The organism is Nonomuraea rhodomycinica (genome assembly GCF_013363995.1).
Classification (GTDB): domain Bacteria; phylum Actinomycetota; class Actinomycetes; order Streptosporangiales; family Streptosporangiaceae; genus Nonomuraea; species Nonomuraea rhodomycinica.
In genome coordinates this window covers 146,843-168,276 of record NZ_JABWGO010000014.1, presented here as the reverse complement: position 1 = coordinate 168,276, position 21,434 = coordinate 146,843, and the positions used below count along the sequence as shown (strand labels likewise).

The 21,434-nt window shown below is 72.7% G+C and carries 24 protein-coding genes and 1 pseudogene; 14 read left to right on the top strand and 11 right to left on the bottom strand.

Annotated elements, in window-relative coordinates; all coding sequences use genetic code 11:
* Window positions 1–8: 8 nt before the first annotated feature.
* The 8 genes and pseudogenes from HT134_RS39410 to HT134_RS39385 all read left to right on the top strand — a co-directional run bounded on the left by HT134_RS39410 (window position 9) and on the right by HT134_RS39385 (window position 4,353).
* The gene (locus HT134_RS39410; protein ID WP_175605584.1) at window positions 9–1,334 is read left to right on the top strand and encodes an MBL fold metallo-hydrolase; all 1,326 of its coding nucleotides are present in this window, start codon (window positions 9–11) and stop codon (window positions 1,332–1,334) included.
* A gap of 18 nt (window positions 1,335–1,352) precedes the next feature.
* Window positions 1,353–2,267 (top strand): alpha/beta hydrolase, encoded by a 915-nt coding sequence (locus tag HT134_RS39405; RefSeq protein WP_175605583.1) that lies wholly within the window; start codon window positions 1,353–1,355, stop codon window positions 2,265–2,267.
* Between the two features lie 259 nt (window positions 2,268–2,526).
* Window positions 2,527–3,051 (top strand): RNA polymerase sigma factor, encoded by a 525-nt coding sequence (locus HT134_RS39400; RefSeq protein ID WP_175605582.1) that lies wholly within the window; start codon window positions 2,527–2,529, stop codon window positions 3,049–3,051.
* Window positions 3,048–3,530, top strand: coding sequence for a hypothetical protein (locus HT134_RS39395; RefSeq protein WP_175605581.1), 483 nt, complete (start codon window positions 3,048–3,050; stop codon window positions 3,528–3,530). The genes HT134_RS39400 and HT134_RS39395 overlap by 4 nt, the downstream gene beginning before the upstream one ends.
* A 95-nt stretch (window positions 3,531–3,625) precedes the next feature.
* A pseudogene (locus HT134_RS46460) lies at window positions 3,626–3,697 on the top strand (ATP-binding cassette domain-containing protein); the annotation flags it as partial.
* Between the two features lie 26 nt (window positions 3,698–3,723).
* Entirely contained in the window at window positions 3,724–3,885 is a 162-nt protein-coding gene (locus tag HT134_RS46455) for a hypothetical protein (RefSeq protein ID WP_246366393.1), read from the top strand.
* On the top strand, window positions 3,861–4,079 hold the full coding sequence (locus tag HT134_RS48340; protein WP_512698724.1) for an ABC-2 membrane transporter-related protein: 219 nt from the start codon (window positions 3,861–3,863) through the stop codon (window positions 4,077–4,079). The genes HT134_RS46455 and HT134_RS48340 overlap by 25 nt, the downstream gene beginning before the upstream one ends.
* Window positions 4,045–4,353: a hypothetical protein gene (locus tag HT134_RS39385; protein WP_175605580.1), complete on the top strand. Its 309-nt coding sequence runs from the start codon at window positions 4,045–4,047 to the stop codon at window positions 4,351–4,353. Before HT134_RS48340 ends, HT134_RS39385 begins: the two co-directional genes overlap by 35 nt.
* A gap of 284 nt (window positions 4,354–4,637) precedes the next feature.
* Here the strand turns inward: HT134_RS39385 and HT134_RS39380 are convergent, their stop codons facing one another.
* Genes HT134_RS39380 through HT134_RS39370 form a run of 3 tightly spaced genes read right to left on the bottom strand, consistent with a single transcriptional unit; the run spans window position 4,638 to window position 7,784 of the window.
* Window positions 4,638–5,297 carry a response regulator gene (locus tag HT134_RS39380; protein WP_312888763.1) on the bottom strand — a complete coding sequence of 220 codons (660 nt, stop codon included), beginning with the start codon at window positions 5,295–5,297 and terminating at the stop codon, window positions 4,638–4,640.
* Window positions 5,291–6,367 (bottom strand): sensor histidine kinase, encoded by a 1,077-nt coding sequence (locus tag HT134_RS39375; RefSeq protein WP_175605579.1) that lies wholly within the window; start codon window positions 6,365–6,367, stop codon window positions 5,291–5,293. The genes HT134_RS39380 and HT134_RS39375 overlap by 7 nt, the downstream gene beginning before the upstream one ends.
* 1 nt (window position 6,368) lies before the next feature.
* Complete coding sequence (locus tag HT134_RS39370) at window positions 6,369–7,784, bottom strand: alpha/beta hydrolase (protein WP_175605578.1); 1,416 nt, start codon at window positions 7,782–7,784, stop codon at window positions 6,369–6,371.
* Between the two features lie 621 nt (window positions 7,785–8,405).
* On the opposite strand from HT134_RS39370, the gene HT134_RS39360 reads away from it, so the two are divergent.
* Window positions 8,406–9,092, top strand: coding sequence for a carbohydrate ABC transporter permease (locus HT134_RS39360; RefSeq protein WP_175605577.1), 687 nt, complete (start codon window positions 8,406–8,408; stop codon window positions 9,090–9,092).
* 37 nt (window positions 9,093–9,129) lie between these two features.
* Here HT134_RS39360 and HT134_RS39355 read toward each other — a convergent pair whose 3' ends face one another.
* Both HT134_RS39355 and HT134_RS39350 read right to left on the bottom strand, forming a co-directional pair.
* Window positions 9,130–9,351 (bottom strand): polysaccharide deacetylase family protein, encoded by a 222-nt coding sequence (locus tag HT134_RS39355; protein WP_175605576.1) that lies wholly within the window; start codon window positions 9,349–9,351, stop codon window positions 9,130–9,132.
* 57 nt (window positions 9,352–9,408) lie between these two features.
* Complete coding sequence (locus tag HT134_RS39350; RefSeq protein ID WP_175605575.1) at window positions 9,409–10,590, bottom strand: MFS transporter; 1,182 nt, start codon at window positions 10,588–10,590, stop codon at window positions 9,409–9,411.
* An 84-nt stretch (window positions 10,591–10,674) separates the two neighbouring features.
* Here HT134_RS39350 and HT134_RS39345 point away from each other — a divergent pair, with 84 nt between their 5' ends.
* Window positions 10,675–11,133, top strand: coding sequence for a winged helix-turn-helix transcriptional regulator (locus HT134_RS39345; protein WP_175605574.1), 459 nt, complete (start codon window positions 10,675–10,677; stop codon window positions 11,131–11,133).
* Between the two features lie 27 nt (window positions 11,134–11,160).
* Here the strand turns inward: HT134_RS39345 and HT134_RS39340 are convergent, their stop codons facing one another.
* The 4 genes from HT134_RS39340 to HT134_RS39325 form a co-directional block, all read right to left on the bottom strand.
* Entirely contained in the window at window positions 11,161–11,943 is a 783-nt protein-coding gene (locus HT134_RS39340) for a SigB/SigF/SigG family RNA polymerase sigma factor (protein ID WP_312888761.1), read from the bottom strand.
* 130 nt (window positions 11,944–12,073) lie between these two features.
* Window positions 12,074–13,090: an alpha/beta fold hydrolase gene (locus HT134_RS39335; RefSeq protein WP_175605573.1), complete on the bottom strand. Its 1,017-nt coding sequence runs from the start codon at window positions 13,088–13,090 to the stop codon at window positions 12,074–12,076.
* Between the two features lie 180 nt (window positions 13,091–13,270).
* Window positions 13,271–14,251, bottom strand: a complete 981-nt coding sequence (locus HT134_RS39330; protein ID WP_175605572.1) for a threonine ammonia-lyase — start codon at window positions 14,249–14,251, stop codon at window positions 13,271–13,273.
* Between the two features lie 57 nt (window positions 14,252–14,308).
* Window positions 14,309–15,823 (bottom strand): DUF1349 domain-containing protein, encoded by a 1,515-nt coding sequence (locus HT134_RS39325; RefSeq protein ID WP_175605571.1) that lies wholly within the window; start codon window positions 15,821–15,823, stop codon window positions 14,309–14,311.
* Between the two features lie 139 nt (window positions 15,824–15,962).
* Between HT134_RS39325 and HT134_RS39320 the strand changes: the two genes are divergently transcribed.
* Both HT134_RS39320 and HT134_RS39315 read left to right on the top strand, forming a co-directional pair.
* Window positions 15,963–16,625: a response regulator transcription factor gene (locus HT134_RS39320; RefSeq protein ID WP_175605570.1), complete on the top strand. Its 663-nt coding sequence runs from the start codon at window positions 15,963–15,965 to the stop codon at window positions 16,623–16,625.
* Window positions 16,622–17,755 carry a sensor histidine kinase gene (locus tag HT134_RS39315; RefSeq protein ID WP_175605569.1) on the top strand — a complete coding sequence of 378 codons (1,134 nt, stop codon included), beginning with the start codon at window positions 16,622–16,624 and terminating at the stop codon, window positions 17,753–17,755. The genes HT134_RS39320 and HT134_RS39315 overlap by 4 nt, the downstream gene beginning before the upstream one ends.
* On the opposite strand, the gene HT134_RS39310 is transcribed toward HT134_RS39315, so the two are convergent.
* On the bottom strand, window positions 17,752–18,978 hold the full coding sequence (locus HT134_RS39310; protein ID WP_175605568.1) for an MFS transporter: 1,227 nt from the start codon (window positions 18,976–18,978) through the stop codon (window positions 17,752–17,754). The genes HT134_RS39315 and HT134_RS39310 overlap by 4 nt on opposite strands.
* Before the next feature lie 68 nt (window positions 18,979–19,046).
* On the opposite strand from HT134_RS39310, the gene HT134_RS39305 reads away from it, so the two are divergent.
* Both HT134_RS39305 and HT134_RS39300 read left to right on the top strand, forming a co-directional pair.
* Complete coding sequence (locus HT134_RS39305) at window positions 19,047–19,889, top strand: helix-turn-helix domain-containing protein (protein WP_175605567.1); 843 nt, start codon at window positions 19,047–19,049, stop codon at window positions 19,887–19,889.
* A 74-nt stretch (window positions 19,890–19,963) separates the two neighbouring features.
* Entirely contained in the window at window positions 19,964–20,575 is a 612-nt protein-coding gene (locus HT134_RS39300) for a dihydrofolate reductase family protein (protein WP_175605566.1), read from the top strand.
* Between the two features lie 150 nt (window positions 20,576–20,725).
* Here HT134_RS39300 and HT134_RS39290 read toward each other — a convergent pair whose 3' ends face one another.
* Window positions 20,726–21,433, bottom strand: coding sequence for an alpha/beta fold hydrolase (locus HT134_RS39290; protein ID WP_175605565.1), 708 nt, complete (start codon window positions 21,431–21,433; stop codon window positions 20,726–20,728).
* Window position 21,434: the final 1 nt, after the last annotated feature.

Sequence of the window (21,434 nt, the reverse complement as noted above, 5' to 3'; positions counted from 1 at the left end):
AGCTCCAGATGAACCAGAGATTGCGGCGTCTTCTGGCCGCAGGCTCCGCCGCCGCATGCGCGTTCGCGTCGGTGGCGGGCTGTTCGAACGACGACAAGCCCGCGGCGCCGCCCGCGCGACCGGCGGAGCCGGGACGCTTCGCCTCGTCCGGCCCGGGTTCGGTCAACACCTACTGGATCCGGGCGCCGGAGGGCCTGATCGTCGTCGACACCCTGCGCACGCCGGACGACGCCCGCAAGGCCGTGGCGGAGATCAGGAAGACCGGCGAGCCGGTCGCCGCCATCCTGCTCACCCACTCCCATCCCGACCATGTGGGCGGGGCGGGCGCCTTCCACGAGGCGTTCCCCGAGGCCCCCGTCTACGCGTCGAAGTCGACCGACAGGACGATGCGGGAGGACAGGCGGGGCTTCTACCCGCTGGCCCGTTCGGCGAACAAGGACTTCCCCGCCGAGCTCACCTACGCCGACCGGACCTTCGAGGACGGCGCGCTGCTGCGCGTCGGCGGGCTCCGCCTGGAGACCGCCACGTTCGCCCACGGCGAGTCCGACACCGCGGACGTCTACTACCGTCCCGACACGGGCGACCTGTTCGCCGGTGACCTGGCGACCGGCAAGGTCACGCCCGCGCTGATCGAGGGGGCCAGCTGCGGCTGGCTGCAGATCCTCGACCAGCTCTCCGGGCGCTTCTCCGAGGCCAGGACGATCTACCCGGGGCACGGCGCCGCCGGCCCGGCCCGCGCGCTGATCGACGAGCAGCGCCGGTACCTGCGGGCGTTCCGCGCTCTGGTGCGGCCGGCCGTCGCCCCGGACTCGCCCGACGGCAGGACCGTCGGCGGCGGCGAGCAGAAGTCGATCATCGCCGAGCTGGACCGCGCCTACCCCGGCCACCCGCCCGTCGCCGACCTTCCGACCATCGCGCAGGAGAACGTCAAGGCCGTCGCGCGGGAGCTGGCCGCCGAGGACCCCGCGAAGACGCCCGCCGCCTGCGCCGACACCCTGCGGGAAGGGGCGGGCGGGCTGCTCGCGCCGGTGAGCGCCTACGTCGCCGCCGTCAACGGCCGCGACCTCGACGCGCTGGCGGGAGCGTTCGCCGCCGACGCGGAGCTCGTCGACGTCGGGCGGCGTTTCCGCGGGCGCGCCGCGATCCGCGACTGGGCCCGGGCCGAGGTGATCGGCGGCACCCTGACCGTCCTGCGGGTCGCCGAGAACCGGCCCGGGTACCAGCGCCTCCTGGTGCGCTTCGCCCCGGGCGGCCGGGGAGGCTTCGACGCCTTCTACGCCTTCACCGTCGACGGCTCGTCCATCACCGAAGCCGAACTGACCTATGCGAACTGATCGAAGGAGCGACCGTTCATGACCACCTTGCGGAAGGTGACGTTCCCCGCCGGCGACGTGACGCTGACCGGGAACCTGTTCCTGCCCGCCGGCACCGGTCCGGCGCCGGGCGTCGTGGTGGCGGGCACCTGGACGAGCGTCAAGGAGCAGATGGCCGACCGGTACGCCGAACGGCTCGCCGACCGGGGGTTCGCCGCCCTGTCCTTCGACTTCACCGGCTACGGCGAGTCCGAGGGCGAGCCGCGCGACCACGAGGCGCCGGAACGGAAGGTCCGCGACATCAACCACGCGGTCACCTTCCTCGCCGGGCACCCCGCGGTGGACGCCGCCCGTCTCGGCGCCCTCGGCGTGTGCGCGGCCGCGATGTACATGAGCGGGAACGCCGTCGGCGACCCCCGCGTCCGGTCGCTGGCGCTCGTCGCGCCCTGGCTGCACGACCCCGGCATCTGCCGGGAGGTGTACGGCGGCGAGGAGGGCGTCGCGGGCAGGCTCGCCGAGGCCACACGGGCCCGCGCGACGTACGAGGCGACCGGCGAGGTCGAGTACGTGCCGGTCGTCAGCGGCTCCGACCCGCGCGCCGCCATGCCGTTCGACATCGACTTCTACCTCAACCCCGACCGCGGTGGCCTCCCGCAGTGGCCCAACCGGTTCGCGGTGATGGCATGGCCGGGCTGGCTCGGCTACGACGCGATCTCCCTCGCCTCCCGCCTCACCCAGCCCGTCCTGCTCGTTCACAGCGAGGACGCCGCCATCCCGCACGGGGCGCGGCGCTTCCACGCCGCGCTGGCCGGGCCCAAGGAGTTCGTCTGGACCGAGGGCGACCAGTTCGCCTTCTACGACCAGGAACCGCAGGTCACGACGGCGGCGGACGCCGCGGCGGCCCACTTCGCCCGCACGCTGCGCGACGGATGGCCCGACTTCACCAGACACTGATGTGGTGAGCAGGATCGGCTACGGACGGGTTGCCACCCGCGACCAGAACCCCGATGGCCGGCGCGACGCACGCTCGAAGGTCCTGCGTCAGCCCGCGCACGAGGCCGCATCGTAGATCGCTGATCGGCTCGGCGTCAGCCGCGCCACGATCCATCGGCACCTGGATCGCGGCTTGCGGCGACCATGCTCCATAGGTGATCCGGGAACCGTGAACCTTCTTGGCTTCTCGCCCGACTGTGCAAGATGACGGGAGGACGAGATGACCGATGAGCTGCTGGTGGTGCGCGCCCAGCTGGGGGAGCGCGCGGCGCTGGCCGAACTGCTGGCTCGTTGGCGGGTGCCGGTGTGGACGTACGTACGCCGCATGCTGGATGCAGACCGGGCCGACGACGTGACCCAGGAGGTCTGGCTCGCCGTGGTCCGCGGCCTGCCCCGGCTCAGGGAACCCGGCCGGTTCGCGCCGTGGCTGTTCACGATCGCCCGGCGATCGGTCACCGACCGGCTGCGCGGCGAGTACGCCCGCGAGCAGGAGACGCTCGCGGGCGACGACGTGGCCACCGAGGACCCGGTCGAGGCCATGGTGGATCGCGCCGCGCTGGTGAACGCGCTGTCGGAGCTGCCGGTGCTGGAGCGGGAGATCCTCGTGCTGTTCTACCTGGAGGACCTGCCGGTCGAGGAATGCGCGTACATCTGCCGGATCCCGGCGGGAACGGTCAAGTCCCGGCTCAGCCGTGCCCGTCGTCTGCTGCGTGAGCACCTCAAGGAGAAGGGATACCGGCCATGACGGAAGAGCCGCGTCTGTCGGCGCAGGACCTGATCGATCGGCTGGCGCCGGTGTTGTCGTCCAGGGTCCGGATCCGGGCGGTGGCGGCACTGCTGGCCGGCGTCGGCGGTGCGGTGTTCGTGGGCACGTTGTGGTGGTCGGAGCCAGGGCCGCTGCCCGGGCGCACGCATCTGGCGTTCGCGTTGTTCACCGTGTTCTGCCTGACCTGGGCGACGTACGGCGGGTGGCTGCTGACGCGCCGGGTTCCGCTGTTCGCCGCCGATCGGGTGATCGCCGCCTGGATCGGGCTGGCCGCCTCGCTGGCCACCACGGCGGTCGTGACCGTTGTGGCCGTGCAGCGCGGCACCGGGGCGGGGCTCGCCCTGGCGGTCGGGGGCCTGCTCGTCGCTGTGGCCCTGGCGCTGGCGGTGCGCGCCCATGCCCGGCGCGCAGCGCTGCTGCGCCGCATGCACGAGCTGACCGGCGGGGAAGAGCGGTGAACGCGCTGCGGACCAGCGGCCTGGGCAAGCGTTACCGGCAGCGGTGGGCGCTGCGCGAGGCCACCATCACGGTGCCCGCCGGGGCCAGGGCCGCGTTGGCCGGGCCGAACGGGGCAGGCAAGTCCACGCTGCTGAACCTGGTATCCGCCCTGCTGACGCCCACCGCGGGACGGGCGGAGGTCTTCGGCCGTCCTTGGAGACGGCCGCGGTCGCGTTCGTCGCCCAGGACAAGCCGCTGTATCGCCGGTGGAGCGTCGCCGACCTGCTGCGCTTCGGCTCCGCGACCAACCCGTCGCCGCGCTGCTCCTGCTGTACGGTGCCGCCGCCACGGTGGAACGGCTGGAGCCGGACCTGACCGGGCTCACCTTCCGACTGGCGGGATTCCTGGCCGGCGCGATCTGCCTGATCTGGGGCGCTCCCCTCATCGCCCGGGAGTTCGAAGCCGGTACCTACAAGCTCGCCTGGGACCCAGAGCCTGTCGCGCGGCCGCTGGCTGGCCGCCGTCCTCGCCGCGGTGCTGACCTGGTCCCTGCCGGACAGCGCGGATGATCCGATGGCCTGGCCGTACTACGAAAGCCACGGCCCGGTCCCCTACGGCAGGTCGCTCTTCGCACTGGCACTCGGCGTCGCACTCGGCGCTCACCCTCGCCCTGACCGGGATCGCCTACCTGGCGATCCGACGCCGAGCCTGACCATGAAGGAGATCACGATGGCCCACAACCCGAAATTCATCCGCCGCCGGCTCGGCACGACGGTCCTGGTCGTGGTGGCCGTGCTCGTCGCCGCGATACTCCTCGCTGGTGTGATCGCGCTGCTGGGCTGAAGCGCCTGTTCGAAAACCCGCCGACCCGTCGTCGACGACGACAAACGCGCCGCCATCCTCGACCGTCGCCGGCGCGGTGAAGCCATCCGGGCCATCGCCGCTGGGGTGAAGGTCTCCGTCGGCGTCGTCCACAAGACCCTCACCGCCGCCCAAGCGGAACAGCAACACCCCTAGCCACCCAACCGCCACGCCAGGGGTCATTCAGCTGTCCAACGCTGCTTCGGGGCCGGGGGCTCATCATCGATGGTCGTCCTCCGGGACATGGGCCCGAGACCGGCGGACGGTCAAGGTGCAGCGCGGGTGACGATCCCGTGTTCGTATGCGTAGATCGCTGCGTGCACGCGGGTCCGGAGACCGAGCTTGGTGAGGATCCGGTTGACGTGAGTTTTGACCGTGCCCTCCTCGATGGTGCACGCGGCGGCGATCTCGCCGTTGCTCAGTCCTCGGGCCAGGAGGCGTAGCACGTGGTGTTCGCGCGGGGTCAGTAGGTCGAGTTCGGGGGTGGCGGGGCTCGGGGACAGCGCGGCGAAGCGGCTGATCAGGCGGCCGGTGACCTGCGGGTCGATCAATCCCCTGCCCTGGTGCAGCTCGCGGACCGCCGCGACGAGCACGTCGGGGTCACTGTCCTTCAGCAGGAAGCCGGCCGCTCCTGCGCGCAGCGCGCCGAACAGGTACTCGTCGAGGTCGAACGTGGTCAGGGCGAGCATGCGGGGGGCGGATTCGGCGGCGGCGAGGCGGCCGATGGCGGCGATGCCGTCCATACCCGGCATCCGCAGATCCATCACCACCACGTCCGGCCGGCGCGACAGCGCCTGGTGCACCGCCTCGGCGCCGTCGGCGGCCGTCGCGATCACGTCGATGTCGGGTTCGCCGTCGAGGATGAGCCGCAGCGCCTCCCGCGCCGCCTCCTGATCGTCGGCGACCAGCACCCGGATCGTCACCACGCGTTCCCTTCCCTGGGCAGGTCGGCGCGGACCCGCCAGCCGCCCGTTTCGACCGGCCCCACCGACAGGGTGCCGTCGAGCAGGCGCACCCGTTCGCGCATGCCGCGGATGCCCCGCCCCTCGGCCTGGGGCGCGGGGGCCGGGGCGCCGTTGTCGAGGACCTCGACGCGCAGGCCGCGGTCGTCCTGCCGCAGGTGGACGGTGACCTCGGTCGCGTCCGCATGCCGTACGGCGTTCGTCAGCGCCTCCTGGACCACCCGGTAGGCAGTGTGCTCGACGGCCGGCGGCAGCGCGTCCGCGGTCCCGGAGCGGCAGATGGTGATCGTCCGGTCCGCGCAGGTGAGCCGTCCGGCCAGCCGCTCCAGGTCGGCGGTGCCGGGCTGGATGGCGGCCGGGTGCTCGTCGAGCGTCCGCAGCAGGCCGCGTACCTCGGTGAGCGCCGACTGCGACAGGTCCGAGATCGTCTGCAGGGCCTGCTTCGCGGGCGCGTCGCCGGGCGCCCGCCGGGCCGCCGCGGCCTGCAGCCGGATCGCGGTCAGGTGGTGGCCGACGCTGTCGTGCACGTTCCTGGCCAGCCAGGTACGCTCCTCGGCCAGCACGCGCTCCGCCTCGGCCCGCTGCAATCGCAGCGACTGGTCGGCCCGATCCCGGTGCAGCCGCAGCGCGTAGCCGGTGGCCACGGGCGCGACGCTCATGATCACTATGCTGGTCGGCTCCGGGACGCCCTCGCCCCCCAGCACCGCGAAGGTGCCGAGAACCCAGCACGAGGAGACCGCCAGCACCAGGCCCGGACGCCGCGGCCGGTGGTAGACGGCCGCGCAGAACAGGCCCATCGTGACCAGCATCCCCTCCCACCGGTGCAGCTGCGCCATCCCGGCCAGCGCGATCACCGCGGACGTCACCGCGGCGGCCAACGGCAGCAACCGCCGGACGAGCAGAGGGAGGCTGACACCGGCGCTGAAGACGGCCAGGAGTGGGACGTCGGCAGGGGCCGGTCCTTCCCATGCCGTCAGCAGCGCCGCGGCGGCCGCGGCGCCGGCGACGAGCAGAACCTCCCTCACCAAGGGCATGTCACGATGATGCCGGACCACAGATCGTGCCCGCGGGCGGGAGTTGCCCGGTGGTCAGGTATCGGTGAACGTGATCGCGGACGCAGGGATCGCCTGCCAGGTAGAGCGCGTGACCACCTTCGGCCGCCAGGTGGCGGGCGCCGTCGAGTTGTGCGGTGATCCGGCGGGCGGACGCGGGCGGCGCCACGTCGTCGTACAGGCCGGCGGCGACCAGGATCGGGGGCAGGCCGCGGGGGTGAACCGGATGGGGCGGGAAGGACGCCTTCTGCGGGAGTCCGGCACAGAGGTTGGCCGGCGGCCACGCCACGGTCCAGCCGATGCGCGGCGCGGCGTGCCTCAGCCGCCTTTCCAGAGCCTTGACCTCGCCGTATGCGGTCGGGTACGGGAAGTCGGCGCAGTTCGCGATCCTGCTGAACCCTGGATCGGCCGCTCCGGCGGACGGCTCGGCGAACCGGGTGGCGTCGCCTGCGTGCGCCTCGGCCAGGGACTTGGCCAGTTCGGGCCAGGTCGCGTCGAACGTGACAGTCGCGCGGGAGGCGATCAGGGTCGCACTGGCCGCTGCTCCGGCTCCGGCACCGGGTGCGGGGATCGGCTGCTTGGCGGCGCGGTCCATGACCTCGTCCCACACCTTGAGCACGTCGCGGCCGTGGAGCGCGCAGCTCTGGTCGGTGGCGCACCACTCGGCGAAGCGGTGCAGGTTGTCTTCCTTGACCTTCGCTCTGGGCAGGAGCCATGCGGTCCACGATCGGTCGGTGTGGTCGATCGGGCTGTCCAGGTACATGCGTCCGACGTGGGAGGGGAACTTCTCGGCGTAGGCCACGCCGAGGACGGTGCCGTAGGAGTTGCCGTAATAGGTGAGCTTCTGTTCGCCCAGCGCCACCCGGACGGCCTCCAGGTCGCGGGCCCCTTGACCGGAATCCAGGTTGCCCGCGAGCGGGCCGGCGGCCTCGGCGCAGCCGAGGCCGAAGCGACGGTTCTGCTCCGTGTACCGGGCATAGGTGGCGCGGTCGGGGAACACCCACTCCGCGTTCGCGGCCCACGGCGCCGGGTCCGGGCAGCGCACCCCGGTGCTCGCCTCGAATCCGCGCGGATCGAAGACCACCACGTCGAACCATCGAGTCAGGTCGGCGAAGGCCGTCTTCGCCACGCGCAGGACCGAGATCTGCTGGGCGGGGCCACCCATGTTGAGGACAAGCGTCCCCTTCCTGGCGGCCGGGTCCCGGGCGGGCAGCTTGGCGAGCCCCAGCGTGATCTGCTCACCGTTGGGGGCGGCCCAGTCGGCGGGCACGGTGATCCGGCCACATTGCAGGCCGCCGCCGCAGTCCTGCCAGGACAGCCCGGTGTCGGCCACTGCGGGCGTCGCCGACGCTACGGGGAGCAGCATCGCGCCGAGCACGGCAATGATCGTCTTCTTCATGGCCCTCAGCTTTGCCGGGAGGACTGCCGCCGGTCGTCCACCTTTCGATAGATCCTTACGCGTGCGCACCGGCGATCACCTTGCGGAGGAGGGCCGGGGTGCGGTGCCGGACCCTCTCAGGGGTGCCACCGGAATACGGCGGAAACGGGCGCACCCGGGGAGGTGTCATCGCACCGTCGGCCTCGTCAGAAGTGCTTGGAGTTCGGCGGGGTCGGGAGATCCGGAGACGACAGGGGTGCCGTTGATGACGAACGTGGGGACCTGGCGGACGCCGAGTCGGGCCGCGCGTTCCTCATCGGCTCGGACGTCGGCGCTGTAGGCGTCGGTGTCGGGAACGGCACGGACGGCCGCGGGGGGAGACCGGCCTGTAGGGCGAGGGTGTGGAGGACTTGAGGGTCGGCGACGTTGATGTTGTCGGTGAGGTGGACGTGGAAGAGTCGTTCGACCACGACGACTGGCGCGCATCGGCCCCACAGCTCGGCGAGCGCGGCGCCGATCTCGGCATCGGCAACCTCGGCCCGATCCCGACGTCGGCGCGGCGTCCGCCATCGGCGTCGTCCTGGCGCTCGTCTCCCTCGTCATCGCGCTCGTCGTGGTACGGCTCTCCGAGGACGGAAACCGATGATCTCCACCCGGGAAAAGGTCTTCAACGACGCGTTCCTGACGCTCCTCGCGCTCAGCGTGCTCGTCCCGGTCGGGTGGATCCTCGGCGTGGCGGTCAGTCCCAGTACCAGCGGCACGCTCGACCTCGCGCATCCCCAGTGGTCCAACTTCGCCACCGCGTGGCAGCAGGCCGGCTTCGGGCACTACCTGCGCTCCAGCGTGGTGATCACCGGCACCGTCGTGACGGTCTCCACCGTGCTGGCGGCGATGAGCGGGTACGCGTTCGGCGTGCTCGGCGTGCTCGGCGAGAAGGCGATCTTCCCGCTCATGCTGCTGGGAATCGTGATCCCGATGGAGTCGATCATCGTGCCGCTGTACTACGACTTCCTGTCCTTCGACCTGACCGACGGCTACCAGGGCATCATCCTCGCGCACGTCGGCATGGGCGTGAGTTTCGGCGCGTTCTGGATGCGCGCGGCGTTCCGCACGGTCCCGGCGAGCATCGCCGAGTCCGCCGAGCTCGACGGCGCCGGCTCCTGGGCCCGGCCGTGGCGGATCTACCTGCCGATCTCCCGGCCGGCCGTCGTGCAGATCAACCTGCTGGCCGCCGCGGCGGTGCTCATGTCGCTGCCCATCGTCGTGCTCTACCTGTTCTTCCAGCGGCAGTTCATCCGCGGCATGCTCTCGGGCGCCCTCAAGGGCTGAGGCCGCCCGCCGGCCCCGGCGGACGCGCGTGCCCCGGTCAGAGGGCATCGTGGCGGGGGCGTGACCAGGCGTGCTGGACCACGCGGTAGTCGATCAGCGTGATGTCGTGCCGGCGGACGAGGTCATGGGCGGCGGGTGAGATGAGGAGGTCGTGGTCGGTCCGCCGTACGAGCCGGCCGCCGGCGATCGCGCGGGTCTGGCGGGTGGCCACGCTCGGATGGACCGCCCATTCGCTGAGCCCGGACGGCAGCTCGCGCAACAGGCGGGTGTCCGCGCATGACGCCAGAGTGGCCGCCGGAGATCATGCCGCCGGAGATCATCTCGTGCACACGGACACGCCGACCGCTCGACCCGCCGTACGGGCGCTGACCGCCCAGGTGCCGAGGGCGCAGAGGGCGAGCGCCGCGCCGAGGGCGGTGGGGCCGATCCAGCCGGCCGCGCCGTACAGGGCCGTCGTCGCGGCCGCTCCGAGGGCGGAGCCGAGGGAGTAGAAGACCATGTACGCGCCGATGGTGGTGCTGGTCCGGTCGGGGTAGGCGGTGGTCAGCGTGTGCTGGTTGCTCACGTGCACGGCCTGGACGGCGAAGTCGAGCAGGATCACGCCGAGGATGAGCAGCGGCAGCGACCAGGGGAGTTGTCCGATCGCGGCCCAGGAGGCGATCAGGAGCGCGAGCGCGGCGCCGGTGACCCGGCGCGCGTGCCCGGCGTCGCCCCAGCGCCCGGACCGGGCGGCGCCGAGAGCTCCGGCGAGCCCGGCGACGCCGAAGAGCCCGATCTGCGCTTCGCCGAGGTGCCACGGCGCGCCGGCCAGCGGCAGCGCCATGCCGCTCCACAGCGTGCCGAACGAGGCGAACAGGAAGAACGCGATCAGCCCCCGGCTGAGGAACACCGGCTGCGCGAACAGCCCGCCGAAGGACCGGAGGGCCTGCCCGTACCGGGCCGTGCCCGGGCGGATGTCCGCCGGCAGCAGGGTGCGGGCGAGCACCGCGAGGACGGCGGCGAGCAGCGCCAGCGCCAGGTAGACGCTGCGCCATCCCCACAGGTCCGCGAGGACGCCCGCGACGACGCGCGCGCCCAGGATGCCGATCACCACGCCCGACGTCACGACGCCGAGGTTGCGTCCGCGCTCGGCGGGCGGGGAGATCGCCGCCGTGTACGCGACCGTGGTCTGCACCACCACCGCGAACACGCCCGCCGCGGCCAGCCCGCAGAACGCCGCCCAGGCGGCCGGGGCGGCCCCGGTGAGCGCCGTTCCCGCGGCCACCAGCGCGAGGTGCGCGGCGATCAGGCGCCTGCGGTCGAGCACGTCGCCCAGCGGCACCAGCAGCGCCAGCCCGGCCAGATAGCCGAGCTGCCCGGTGGCCACGAACCAGCCCAGCGAGTCGACCGGAACGCCCAGGTCACGCCCCATCGGTCCCAGAACCGGCTGCCCGGCGTAGACGCTCGCCACCGCGACCCCGCACACCACCGCCAGCAGCAGCCTCGTTCTCCGGTTCACGGACACACCCCCGATTAGTTTCAAATTGCAACTGATCGGAGGGTAGGCCAGAATGGTTTCATAACGCAACTCGCTGGAGGACTGATGGCACGCGACGACACCGACGGGCGGAGCCCCGCGTGGACGGACCCGAGCTGTCCGGTCGCCCGCACGGTCGACCTGGTCGGCGACCGGTGGAGCCTGCTCGTCATCCGCGACGCCATGGACGGCGCCCGCTCCTTCACCGACTTCCAGCAGCGCACCGGCATCGCCCGCAACATCCTCACCGACCGGCTGCGCAAGCTGACCGCGCACGGCCTGCTCACCCAGGTCGACGCCCCCTCGGGCAGGCGCAGGCTGTACGCGCTCACCGAGGCGGGCAAGGACCTGTTCCCCGTGATCGTCACGTTGCGGCAGTGGGGCGAACGCCACGCCTTCGAGGCAGGGGAGGCGCACTCGGTCCTGGTGGACGGCGACGGCTCCCGCGTACCCGAGCTCCTGCCCGTGGCGGCGGACGGAACACCGCTGACGAGCGACACGACCACGGTGCGCCGGCAGGCCTGAGGCCGTGCCGGCGCACCCGGCCGAGGGTCAGGCCGTCAACGCGGCGCGCAGCTTGGTGAGCACCGCGCGCAGGATGCGCGAGACGTGCATCTGCGAGATCCCGAACTCCTTGGCGATCTCCGACTGGGTCATGTTGCCGTAGAAACGCATCAGCAGGATGTTCTTCTCCCGAGCCGGCAGGGCGTCGATGAGCGGCTTGATCGCGTGCGCGTCGAGCAGGTTGTCGAGCGACTGGTCCTGCGCGGGCAGCAGGTCGCCCAGCTCCGCCGCGTCCTCCTCGCCGCCGCCGCCGACGGGCGCGTCCAGCGACAGCGCCGAGTAGGCGGTGGACGCCTCCATCGCCAGCAGCACGTCCTCCTCGGAGATGCCCAGCTTGGCGGCCAGCTCGGCGACGGTCGGCGAGTGGCCGAGCACCTGCGTCAGCTCGGCCGTGGCCTTGTTGATCTCGATGCGGCGTTCCTGGTAGACGCGCGGCACCCGGACGGCCCAGGTGCGGTCGCGGAAGTGCCGCTTGACCTCGCCCAGCACGGTCACCATGGCGTAGCCCCGGAACTCGTGCCCGAGCGAGGGGTCGTAGCCGTTGACGGCCTTCATCAGCCCCACGTAGGCGGCCTGGCGCAGGTCGTCCATGGACTCGCCGCGGTAGCGGTAGCGGCGGGTGATCTCGGTCACCAGCCCCTCGTGCATCTCCACCAGGCGCTCGCGGATGCGCGCCGCGTCCAGGTCGGAGATGTTCGGGTCGGCCAGGCGGGCCAGCAGGTCCTCGGCGGTGAGCTGGTCGGATGCGGTGGTGGTCGTCAGGACGGGCACGTGCTTCTCCCAGATGTGCCGGCGGCCCCGTCCATGGAAAAAAGCCCATGCAGAGGCACGCCTAGATTCGCGTGAGAGGAAGCCCTCTGCTGGACTTCGAGATCTACCATCCCCGCCGGAGGCCCTCCTGTCACCTCCTTTCGGTAACGGATTGGTAACTGATGTCACCTAGGTGGGTCAGCCAGCCGGTCAGGATGCGGTTGACCTCCTCGGGGCGTTCCTGCTGGATCCAGTGGCCGCACCCGTCCAGGACGTGGGCGGCGACCAGCCCCGGCAGGGTGTCGGGGAACGCCGCGATCGCGTCGGCCATCCAGGTGGTGGAGGGGTCCAGGGCTCCGCCGACGAACAGCGACGGCCGGGTGATGGGGGCGCCGTCGTAGGCGGCGAGGTCCTCCCAGTCCCGGTCCATGTTCCGGTAGCGATGGAGCGCCCCGCTCATGCCGGTCCGTTCGAACTCCGCCGCGTACACGTCGAGATCCTCCTCGCTCAGCCAGGCGGGCAGCCGACCGGCCGGGAAGCGGTCGCGCAGCGTCCCGCCCGGGGAGACGAAGTGCGGGTCCGGGGCGCCGGCGGGCGGCATGGTGTCGGCGGACAGGGCGGCGTAGAAGCCCGCGAGCCAGCCGCGCACGTCGGGTTCGATCTCGGCCTCCGCCCTGCCCGGGTCCTGGAAGTAGGGGACGTAGAACTCCTCCTCGCCGCCCATCCGGGCGAAGACCTCGCTGGGGCGCGGCCCGCCGCGCGGGGCGTACGGCACGCTCAGCAGCCCGACCGCGCGGAAGACGTCCGGCCGCAGGAGGGCGGAGCTCGCGGCGATGTTCGCGCCCCAGTCGTGGCCCACGATCACGGCCGTCCGCTCGCCCAGGGCGCGCACCACGGCGAGGTTGTCCTCCACCAGCTCCACCATCCGGTACGCGGCCACGTCGGCCGGCCTGGAGGAGCGGCCGTAGCCGCGCACGTCGACGGCGACCGCGCGGAAGCCGGCCGCGGCCAGCGCCGGAAGCTGGTGCCGCCAGGAGTACCAGGACTCGGGGAACCCGTGCACCAGCAGCACCAGCGGCCCGGAGCCCTGCTCCACCAGGTGGAGGCGGCCGGCGGGCGACGCGACGAGACGGTGCGTGATCCCGGCGGCCTCGGCGGGCTGTGACATCGGTCCTCCTTCGACCCTCGCCGGCCGGCCGCACGGCGCGGCGGGCCCAGGGGTTCTCGCGCCGATCATTCGACGGAGGGCCGTCCCGCCGCCAATTGCTTTGCCGATCCGGCAAAAGGATGTCACCGGGGGCGGCCGGCTCGAACCCCGCGCGGGTGAACGGGACCCGCTCCTCGCCGGTCAGGACCCGAGGGAGGGGGCCGCGCCGACCCAGCGGCGATAGGCGTCCATGTCGACGTTGCCGCCGCACACGACGGTGGCCACGTGCCGGCCGGCGAAGCGGTCACGGTCTTCGAGGATCGCCGCGATCCCGAGCGCGGCGGACGGCTCCACGACGAGGCCGGCGTGGTCGAGGAGCAGCCGCATACCGGCCATGATCGACGCCTCCCGGACCAGGACGGCGTCGTCGGCGACCACGAGCAGGTCGTCCAGGACGGCCGGGAGGGGACACCGGCCGGCGACGCCGTCGGCGATGGTGTCGGTCGAGTCCGTGGTGACGACGCGCCGCCGGCGCCACGAGAGGGTCATCGCCGGCGCGCCCAGCGGCTGGACGCAGATCACCTCGACGCCGGGCGCCAGGGCCTTCACCACGTGACCCACACCGGTGGCCAGCGCCCCGCCGCCGAGGGCGATCAGGACGGCGTCGAACGGCGGCGCCGTCCTGACCAGTTCCAGCCCGATGGTCGCCGCGCCCTCGCAGGTCTCGATGTCCAGGCTGTCCTCCACCAGCCGGATGCCGTCGTGCCGGGCGATGGCCGCCGCCCGCTCGCGGGCCATGTCGAAGTCGCCGTCCACCAGCTCCAGCCCGGCCTCCAGCGCGCGGATGCGGTCAAGCTTGGCCGCGGGCGCGAAGCGGGACGCCACGACGGTCACGTCGATCCCCCGGCCGCGGCCGGACCACGCGAGGGCCTGGCCGAGGTTGCCCGCGCTGGCGCACACCACGGCCGGCGAGCCGCCGCCGGCGAGCAGGCTCGCGACCACCTCGGTGCCGCGGGCCTTGAAGCTGCGGACCGGGTTCGCCGTCTCCAGCTTGACGCTGACCGCGCACCCGAGGTGCGGCTCCAGCGCCTCGCAGCGGTACAGCGGCGTGTCGAGGAAGACCGGGTCGATGACCTGGCGAGCCGCCCGGACGCGGGCGGTGTCGAGGCGCGTCTCCCGCATGGCGCAGCAGCATAGCGCCGCTCGCGCCCACGCGTCCGGCGCGTCGCCGGACCGCGGTCACCGCCGCGCCTTCCGGCGGCGCACGGCCGTCGCCGCCCCGAGGGCGGCGGCGGCGTATCCGCAGGTCACCGCCAGACCTGCCCAGGGCGCGAGCGGATAGTAGCCGCCGAGCAGGGACGGGTCCACGTCCACGTGCGCGAACGTGGGAACGCTCTGCGTGATCGCGAACCCGGCGGCCGGGGTGACCATCAGCAGCCATGGCGCCACGCCCGCGGTCGCCAGCAGGTACGGCACGACGACCAGCGCGATGGCGACGACGCCCCGCCTGACCAGCGCGGCGAGGCCCAGAGCCAGCACGGCGGCGGCCGCGGTCAGCGCCGCGTAGCCGACGATCATCCGCGACTCGGTCGCCAGGGTGATCGGCTGGACCGGGTTCCGGTTCGCGCGGACCATCGCCAGGCCGGCAGGGACCACGATCCCCGAGCTCACCAGCCCCGCCACGAACGCGACCGCGCCGACCACCGTTGCCCCGGCCACCGTTGCCCCGGCCACCGTGGCCCCGGCCGCCGGCGGCCCCGCCGGGAGCGGCCCGCCCGGCAGGCCGGTCCCGGACGGCCGGCGCCGGCGTTCCGCCGTGACGAACGTGGCCGCTGCCACGAGCACCGGGATCAGCCCCAGGCCGCCGCCGATCAGCATGAGGTCGGCGCGCACACCGCCCTCCACCGCGGCGGGCCCGATGTCACCGCCTCCGGTCACGATGAGCTTGCCGCCGGACTCCACGACGCCGCCCGGGTGATGCGGGGTCCTGCCGTCGGACTCCAGGGCGACGCCGACGTCGTCGCGGCGCCAGGCACCGTTCGCGCCCCGCAGCGTGATCTGGTCGAAGGTGGCGGTGGCCTGGGCGAAGGCTTTCGCCATGTCCCACAGGGCGCCGGGCGAGGTGACGAACAGCCCGATCTCGACGGTCCGCGGCAGCCCCGTCAGCCGGACCGTGCCGACCTTGCTCCACGTCCTGCCGTCGTCCGACTCGTAGCCGGTGACGGTGTCGCCCGATCTGGCCAGCCGCAGCCACTGGGCGCCGTTGTGCGGACCGCCGGGCACGTCGTGGGTGAAGTTGTGCTGCATCCGCACGCCGTGCGCTCCGGTGAGCATGACGGCGGCGTACGGTGTGCCCGGCTTGAGGCTCTGCCTGACGAGGAGCCCGGCCTTCGCCCACGGCACCACCCCCTCCGTGACGTTGCGCACCCCGGGTACGGCGTCCGGCAGCCGGATCTGCCCGGTCATGTCCGATACGCGGGCGGTGATGCTGCCGTTCCCCTGGAGCGGCTGGTGCACGAAGTAGTACTTGTCCTGCACGGCCGTGCCATCGGGTCCCACCAGCGGGGCGGGGCAGGGGCCCTCTCCCTTCCCGGTCACGCAGGTGGTGCGGATCCCCCCGGCGACCAGCAGTCCGAGTGACACGGTGACCAGGACGGACGCCGCCATGGCGAGCGCCCGGCCATGTGAGGCACGGAACCTGGCCCACTCGGCGCGCAGCGACTGGGAGAAACGGTGAGACGTGGATGAACGCATGCCGACGGTTGTACGCGGCACCCGGTTCCGGCCGGGTCGCAGCCGCCGCGACCGGGCTGCGACCGGGGGTCTGGCATCGTGGGGACATGGCACCTGAACGCGGCCGTCCCGCCCGCACCACGGCCGGCGGTGAGCGGCGGTGAGAGTCCTGGTCGTCGAGGACTTCGAGGTCCTCGCCCGTTCCCTCGGGACCGGGCTGCGCCGCGAGGGCATGGCCGTCGACGTCGTCCTGGACGGGACCGCCGCCGTGGACCGCCTGGCCGTCACCCGCTACGACGTGGTGATCCTCGACCGCGACCTGCCCGGCGTCCACGGGGACGAGATCTGCCGGCGCCTGGCCCACGGCCGCTGCGAGACCCGCGTGCTGATGCTCACCGCCTCCGGCACGATCGAGGACCGCGTCGACGGGCTCGGTCTGGGCGCCGACGACTACCTGCCCAAGCCGTTCGCGTTCGCCGAACTGGTCGCCCGCGTCCGTGCCCTGGCCCGCCGCGCCACCCCGCCGCTGCCGCCCGTGCTGGCCTGCGGGGACCTCACCCTCGACCCGGCCCGCCGCACCGCGTCCCGGGCCGGGCGCCGCCTCGTCCTGAGCCCCCGGGAGTTCGCCCTGCTCGAATGCCTGCTCGGCGTGCCCGGCCGGGTCGTCTCCGCCGAGGAGCTGCTGGAGCGGGTCTGGGACGAGGCCGCCGACCCCTTCAGCAGCGCCGTCAAGCACACCGTGCACCGGTTACGGGCCAAGCTGGGCGACCCGCCGGTGATCGAGACCGTCCGCGAGGGCGGCTACCGCCTCGGGCCGTCGTGACCGCGCGGAAGCTCGCCAGGAGGTCCCTGCAGACGCGGCTCGCCCTCGCCTACGCGGCGGGCATCCACGCCGCCGGGATCCTGGTGGTCGTCCTCGTCGACGTCCCGCTCGCCGGCGTCCAGGCGACCGTCCCCCGGGGCGGCCCGGCGTCGGGCGCGATCACCGGCACCGGGTCCGGGATCAGCCTGCCCCAGCTCCTCGCCGGGTCCGCCGTCGCCCTGACCCTGCTGGTTCCCGTCGCCCTGGCTCTGGGCTGGTACGTCGCCGGCCGGTTCCTGCACCCGCTGCGCGCCATCACCGCCACCGCCCAGGTCATCTCCGCCGGGGACCTCCACCGGCGGCTCGGCCTCGGCGAGCCCACGGACGAGCTGACCGAGCTCGGCCACACCCTCGACGACCTGTTCGCCCGCCTCGAGGCCGCCTTCGACGCCCGACGCCACTTCGTCGCCAACGCCTCCCACGAACTGCGCACCCCTCTCGCCGGGCTGCGCACCCTGCTCGAGGTCACCCTCGCCGACCCCGACGCCGACGCCGGCACCCTGCGCTCGGCCTGCCAGGAGGCCCTCGCCCTCGGCGAACACCAGGAGCGGCTCGTCCGGGCCCTGCTCACCCTGGCCACCAGCGAGCGCGGCGTCACCCGCCGGGACACCGTCGACCTCGCCCACGTCGTCGAAGGTGTGCTCGCCTCCCGCCGCGACCAGGCGGCGCGCCAGGGCGTCGAGCTGGCCGGACACCTGACGCCCGCGGTGACGGCCGGAGACCCGAGACTGATCGAGAGCCTCGTCGCCAACCTCGTCGACAACGCCATCCGCCACAACCACGCGGACGGGCACGTGGAGATCACCACGCGGACCTGCGGCACGCAGGTGGCGCTCACGGTCACCAACAGCGGGCCGGTCGTGCCCGGCCATCAGATCCGGCGCCTGTTCCACCCCTTCCAGAGGCTGGCGCCCGATCGTCACGGCGACGGCCATGGCCTCGGCCTCGCCATCGTCCATGCCGTGACGCGGGCTCACCACGCGAGCCTCACCACCAGCGCACGCCCGGAAGGCGGCTTGTCCGTCACCGTGCGGTTCGCCGCGCCGGCCCGGTTCGGCGTACCCGCTGCCCTGCGCGACCCCGGGGCCTAGTCGTCGTGGGCGATGTGCATGAGCTGCCGCCACAGCAGGACGACGAACACCGCGGAACCGGCGAAGGCGAACCAGAACGGCGCCGCGACGCCCAGACGGGTGGCCAGGACACCGCCGATCAACGAGCCGACCACCAGACCGGCGTAGACGCAGACGGTGTTGACGCTGCCCACCCGGCCCTGCAGCTCGCGCGGCACCGCGCGCTGGCGGACGGTGACCGAGGTCGTGCCCCAGATGAAGGCGTGCGCGCCGAAGGCCAGGAAGATGCCCCCGGCGACCCACGGCGAATGGGTCAGGGCCAGGCCCAGATGGGTGAACGTCTCGATGATGAGCCCGATCCGCATCAGGGCGCCGAGGCTCACCCTGCGGGTGATGGCCCCGTACAGGCCGGTGCCGATCAGGCCGCCGACGCCGCCGATCGTGGTCATCAGGCCGAAGCCCACGGCGCCGAGCCCGAGCTGCTCCTGGGTGTAGAGGACGAGCACCGACCAGGCCGCCCCGAACGTGAAGTTGAAGATCAGGATGGTGAGCGCCAGCGTGCGGACCGCCGCGTGCCGGACGGTCCAGCTGAACCCGGCGACGAGCTCGCGTACGGTGCCCGGCGCGACCTCGCCGGCCTGCCGGCCGTGCGGCGGCAGGGTGATCCGGGAGACCAGGACGATCCCCGCCGCCACCAGGACCAGCTGGCTCGCGAACGGCCACGTCAGGCCCAGCCCGAACAGCGCCGCGCCGATCGGCGGCCCGGCGAGCTGGTTGAGCGTGATGAACCCCGTGCCGAGGCGGGCGTTGGCCAGGGCGAGATCGTCCCGGCCGACCATCATGGGCGTCAGCGTGGCCGTCGCGTTGTCGGCGAAGACCTCGGCGATGGACCGGAGCGTGAGCGCCAGCAGCGCCGTCGCCACCGTCACGGTGCCGGTCGCCATGAGCACGACGAGCGCCGCCAGCACCACGACCCGGGCCGCGTTCGCGACGAGCACGATCCGGCGCCGGTCGTACCGATCCGACAGCACGCCCGCGTACAGGCTGAACAGCAGCGGAGGCGCCCAGCCCACCAGCGCCGACAGCGAGATCATCAGCGGGTCGCGGGTCAACGTCGCGATCAGCAGCGGGCCCGCCGCGGCCGCGACCCCGTCGCCGAGATTCGTCAGCCAGCTCGACGCCAGCAACCACCGGAATCCTGTCCCCAGCCGGGGAGGAAGGACGCGCTCCACCACTGCGATCACGAGCGCAAAACCATACGTTTCGCGAGCATCCACGGCAACGCGTTTTCGCGCTCGGCCACACTGGCTCCATGGAGTACGTCACCCGGGTGCCCGCGCCGCCGCTCGACCGGTTCATCGACGATCTCTACTGCCTGACCGGGGTGCCGCGTCACCGCCGGATGAACGTCCCGCCGATGCCGTCGGCGCACCTGTTCGTCAACCTGGGCGGACCCGTCCGCCTGTGGGACTCCGACCCTTCGGTGCCGCCGGCGGTGCTCACCGACGGGTGGTTCATGGGCGTGTGGACCAGGCGTTTCCTCTTCGAGTACCCCACGCCGGTGCGGCTCGTCGGGGTGCACTTCAAGCCGTGGGGGATCGCGCCGTTCGCCGGCCTGCCGGCGAGCGAGCTGCGCAACCGGTGGGTGCCGGTCGACGCCGTCTGGCACCGGTCCGTGGACCGGATCCGGGAGCAGGTCGGCGCCGTCGCGTCGGCCACCGGGACGCTGCGGGTGCTGGAGGCGGAGTTGCGTTCGCGCCTGGCCGAGGCGCCGTCGCGCGGTCTCGACCTGGTGCGGCACACCGGCATGCGTCTGGAGACCTCCCACGGCGTGGTCCCGGTCGGCGCGCTGGCGGACGCCGCCGGGGTGAGCGGCAATCACCTGGCCGCGCAGTTCACCTCGCACGTCGGGGTCACGCCGAAGCGGGTGGCGCGGATCTATCGTTTCGCGCAGCTCATCGTGTCCGTGGACGCTCTGGGCCCGGTCGACTGGTCGCAGGTCGCCCTGACGGCGGGCTACTTCGACCAGGCCCACTTCAGCAAGGAGTTCAAGGACTTCACCGGTCACACCCCGACGGAGTACCTGGCCCTGCGCCGCCGGTTCCCCGCCGAGCGGGGCTTCCCGCCGGACAGCGGCCCGATGCCCGCCGAGTGATTTTTTACAAGCCCGTCCGCCCCCGGCGAGGGCACGATCGGGGGCGAACACGCGACAAGACTTCGGGAGAGCCTGTGGGCACGGTGATCATGCACAACGTGGTGTCGGTGGACGGCTTCATCGCCGACCGGGACGACGACGTCGGGCCGCTCCACGAGTGGTACTTCAACGGCGACACCCCGATCACCGGAGGCGGCGACCAGCCGTACGACCATTCCGGAACCGGCAGCCGCTTCAGGGTCTCGCGCGCGTCGGCGCCGTACGTCCGGTCGATGTGGAAGTCGATCGGCACGATCGTGATGGGCCGCCACCTGTTCGACCTGGTGAACGGCTGGGAGGGGCAGCCGCCCGCGGGTGACCACGTGGTCGTGGTGTCGCACCGGCCCAAGCCCGAGGGCTGGCATCCCGAGGCGTCGTACCACTTCGTCGACGATGTGACGGCCGCGATCGGCACGGCGCGGGAGCTCGCCGGGGACCGGACGGTCGCCGTGAACGCCGGTGAGGTGGGCGGCCAGATCCTCATGGCCGGGCTCGTGGACGAGGTGGCGATGGATGTGGTGCCGGTGGTGTTCGGGTCGGGCAAACGCTACTTCGGCGGCATCGACGGGCAGCACCTGCTGGAGGACCCGCACGTGGTGATCCAGGGCGAAGGGGTGCTGCACCTGAAGTTCAGGGTGCGCCGCTGACGGTTTGCCGCCGCCCAGCCACTCACCGGTGCTGCGCTCCTCGGCCTGGGTGATGGGCGAGTTCCTGGACGAGGTGCTGCTCGGTCTCCTCGTCCAGGACTGGGCGCCGGGCCGGTAGGTCCAGGCGGCGTCGCCCTCGTGCGGCGGTGGTCAGAGCAGCGCGGCGAGCTCCGCCGGTCGCGAGAACATCGGCCAGTGACCGGTCGGCAGCTCGACGAAGGTCCATTCGGGGGAGCCGAGGGGGGCGAACGCCGGGTTCCCCGAGGCGATCAGCTCGCGGATCATCGCCACCGGCATCGTCGAGGCGACCATGGTCTTCGGCGTCGGCGGGATCCGCTCCGGCCGGTGGACCGACTGGGTGACCGCGCCCCACGGGTGAGGTGTCGCCTTCGCGCGGATCTGCGCGAGATGTTCCTCGGTCAGCCCCGCGACCATGCCGTCCCCCTCCTCGAACGAGGGCACGTCGAGCGCATGACCGTCACCGACCTGGGCGCGCCAGACCTTCTGCGTGTCCTCGTCATTGAAGTCGATCACGGCCACACCCGACGGCAGCGGCGCGGTGTCGACGTAGACGACGCGGCTGAGCCGTTCGGGATGCCGGTCGGCGACCGCGGTCACCGGGACATTCGCCCCGCTGTGCCCGACCAGGACGACCTCGTCCCATCCGTCCATCGCCGCGAGGATGTCGGCGACATGGGTCTCCACGCCGACCTCCGGCGACAGCTCCCCGGACCGCTCCGCCAGCCCGGTCAGGGTGACCGCCCGCACCTGGTGCCCGGCGGCGCGCAGGTGCCGCGCCACCTCGTCCCAGGCCCAGGCCCCGAGCCAGAACCCGGGAACCAGCACGTAGTTCGCCATC

Bases quoted from the DNA above. Each gene is read 5' to 3' on its own strand.
- HT134_RS39410 (WP_175605584.1), top strand. From the start codon at position 9: ATGAACCAGAGATTGCGGCGTCTTCTGGCCGCAGGCTCCGCCGCCGCA.
- HT134_RS39405 (WP_175605583.1), top strand. From the start codon at position 1,353: ATGACCACCTTGCGGAAGGTGACGTTCCCCGCCGGCGACGTGACGCTG.
- HT134_RS39400 (WP_175605582.1), top strand. From the start codon at position 2,527: ATGACCGATGAGCTGCTGGTGGTGCGCGCCCAGCTGGGGGAGCGCGCG.
- HT134_RS39395 (WP_175605581.1), top strand. From the start codon at position 3,048: ATGACGGAAGAGCCGCGTCTGTCGGCGCAGGACCTGATCGATCGGCTG.
- HT134_RS39375 (WP_175605579.1), bottom strand. From the start codon at position 6,367: ATGCCCTTGGTGAGGGAGGTTCTGCTCGTCGCCGGCGCCGCGGCCGCC.
- HT134_RS39370 (WP_175605578.1), bottom strand. From the start codon at position 7,784: ATGAAGAAGACGATCATTGCCGTGCTCGGCGCGATGCTGCTCCCCGTA.
- HT134_RS39360 (WP_175605577.1), top strand. From the start codon at position 8,406: ATGATCTCCACCCGGGAAAAGGTCTTCAACGACGCGTTCCTGACGCTC.
- HT134_RS39345 (WP_175605574.1), top strand. From the start codon at position 10,675: ATGGCACGCGACGACACCGACGGGCGGAGCCCCGCGTGGACGGACCCG.
- HT134_RS39335 (WP_175605573.1), bottom strand. From the start codon at position 13,090: ATGTCACAGCCCGCCGAGGCCGCCGGGATCACGCACCGTCTCGTCGCG.
- HT134_RS39330 (WP_175605572.1), bottom strand. From the start codon at position 14,251: ATGCGGGAGACGCGCCTCGACACCGCCCGCGTCCGGGCGGCTCGCCAG.
- HT134_RS39325 (WP_175605571.1), bottom strand. From the start codon at position 15,823: ATGCGTTCATCCACGTCTCACCGTTTCTCCCAGTCGCTGCGCGCCGAG.
- HT134_RS39305 (WP_175605567.1), top strand. From the start codon at position 19,047: ATGGAGTACGTCACCCGGGTGCCCGCGCCGCCGCTCGACCGGTTCATC.
- HT134_RS39290 (WP_175605565.1), bottom strand. From the start codon at position 21,433: ATGGCGAACTACGTGCTGGTTCCCGGGTTCTGGCTCGGGGCCTGGGCC.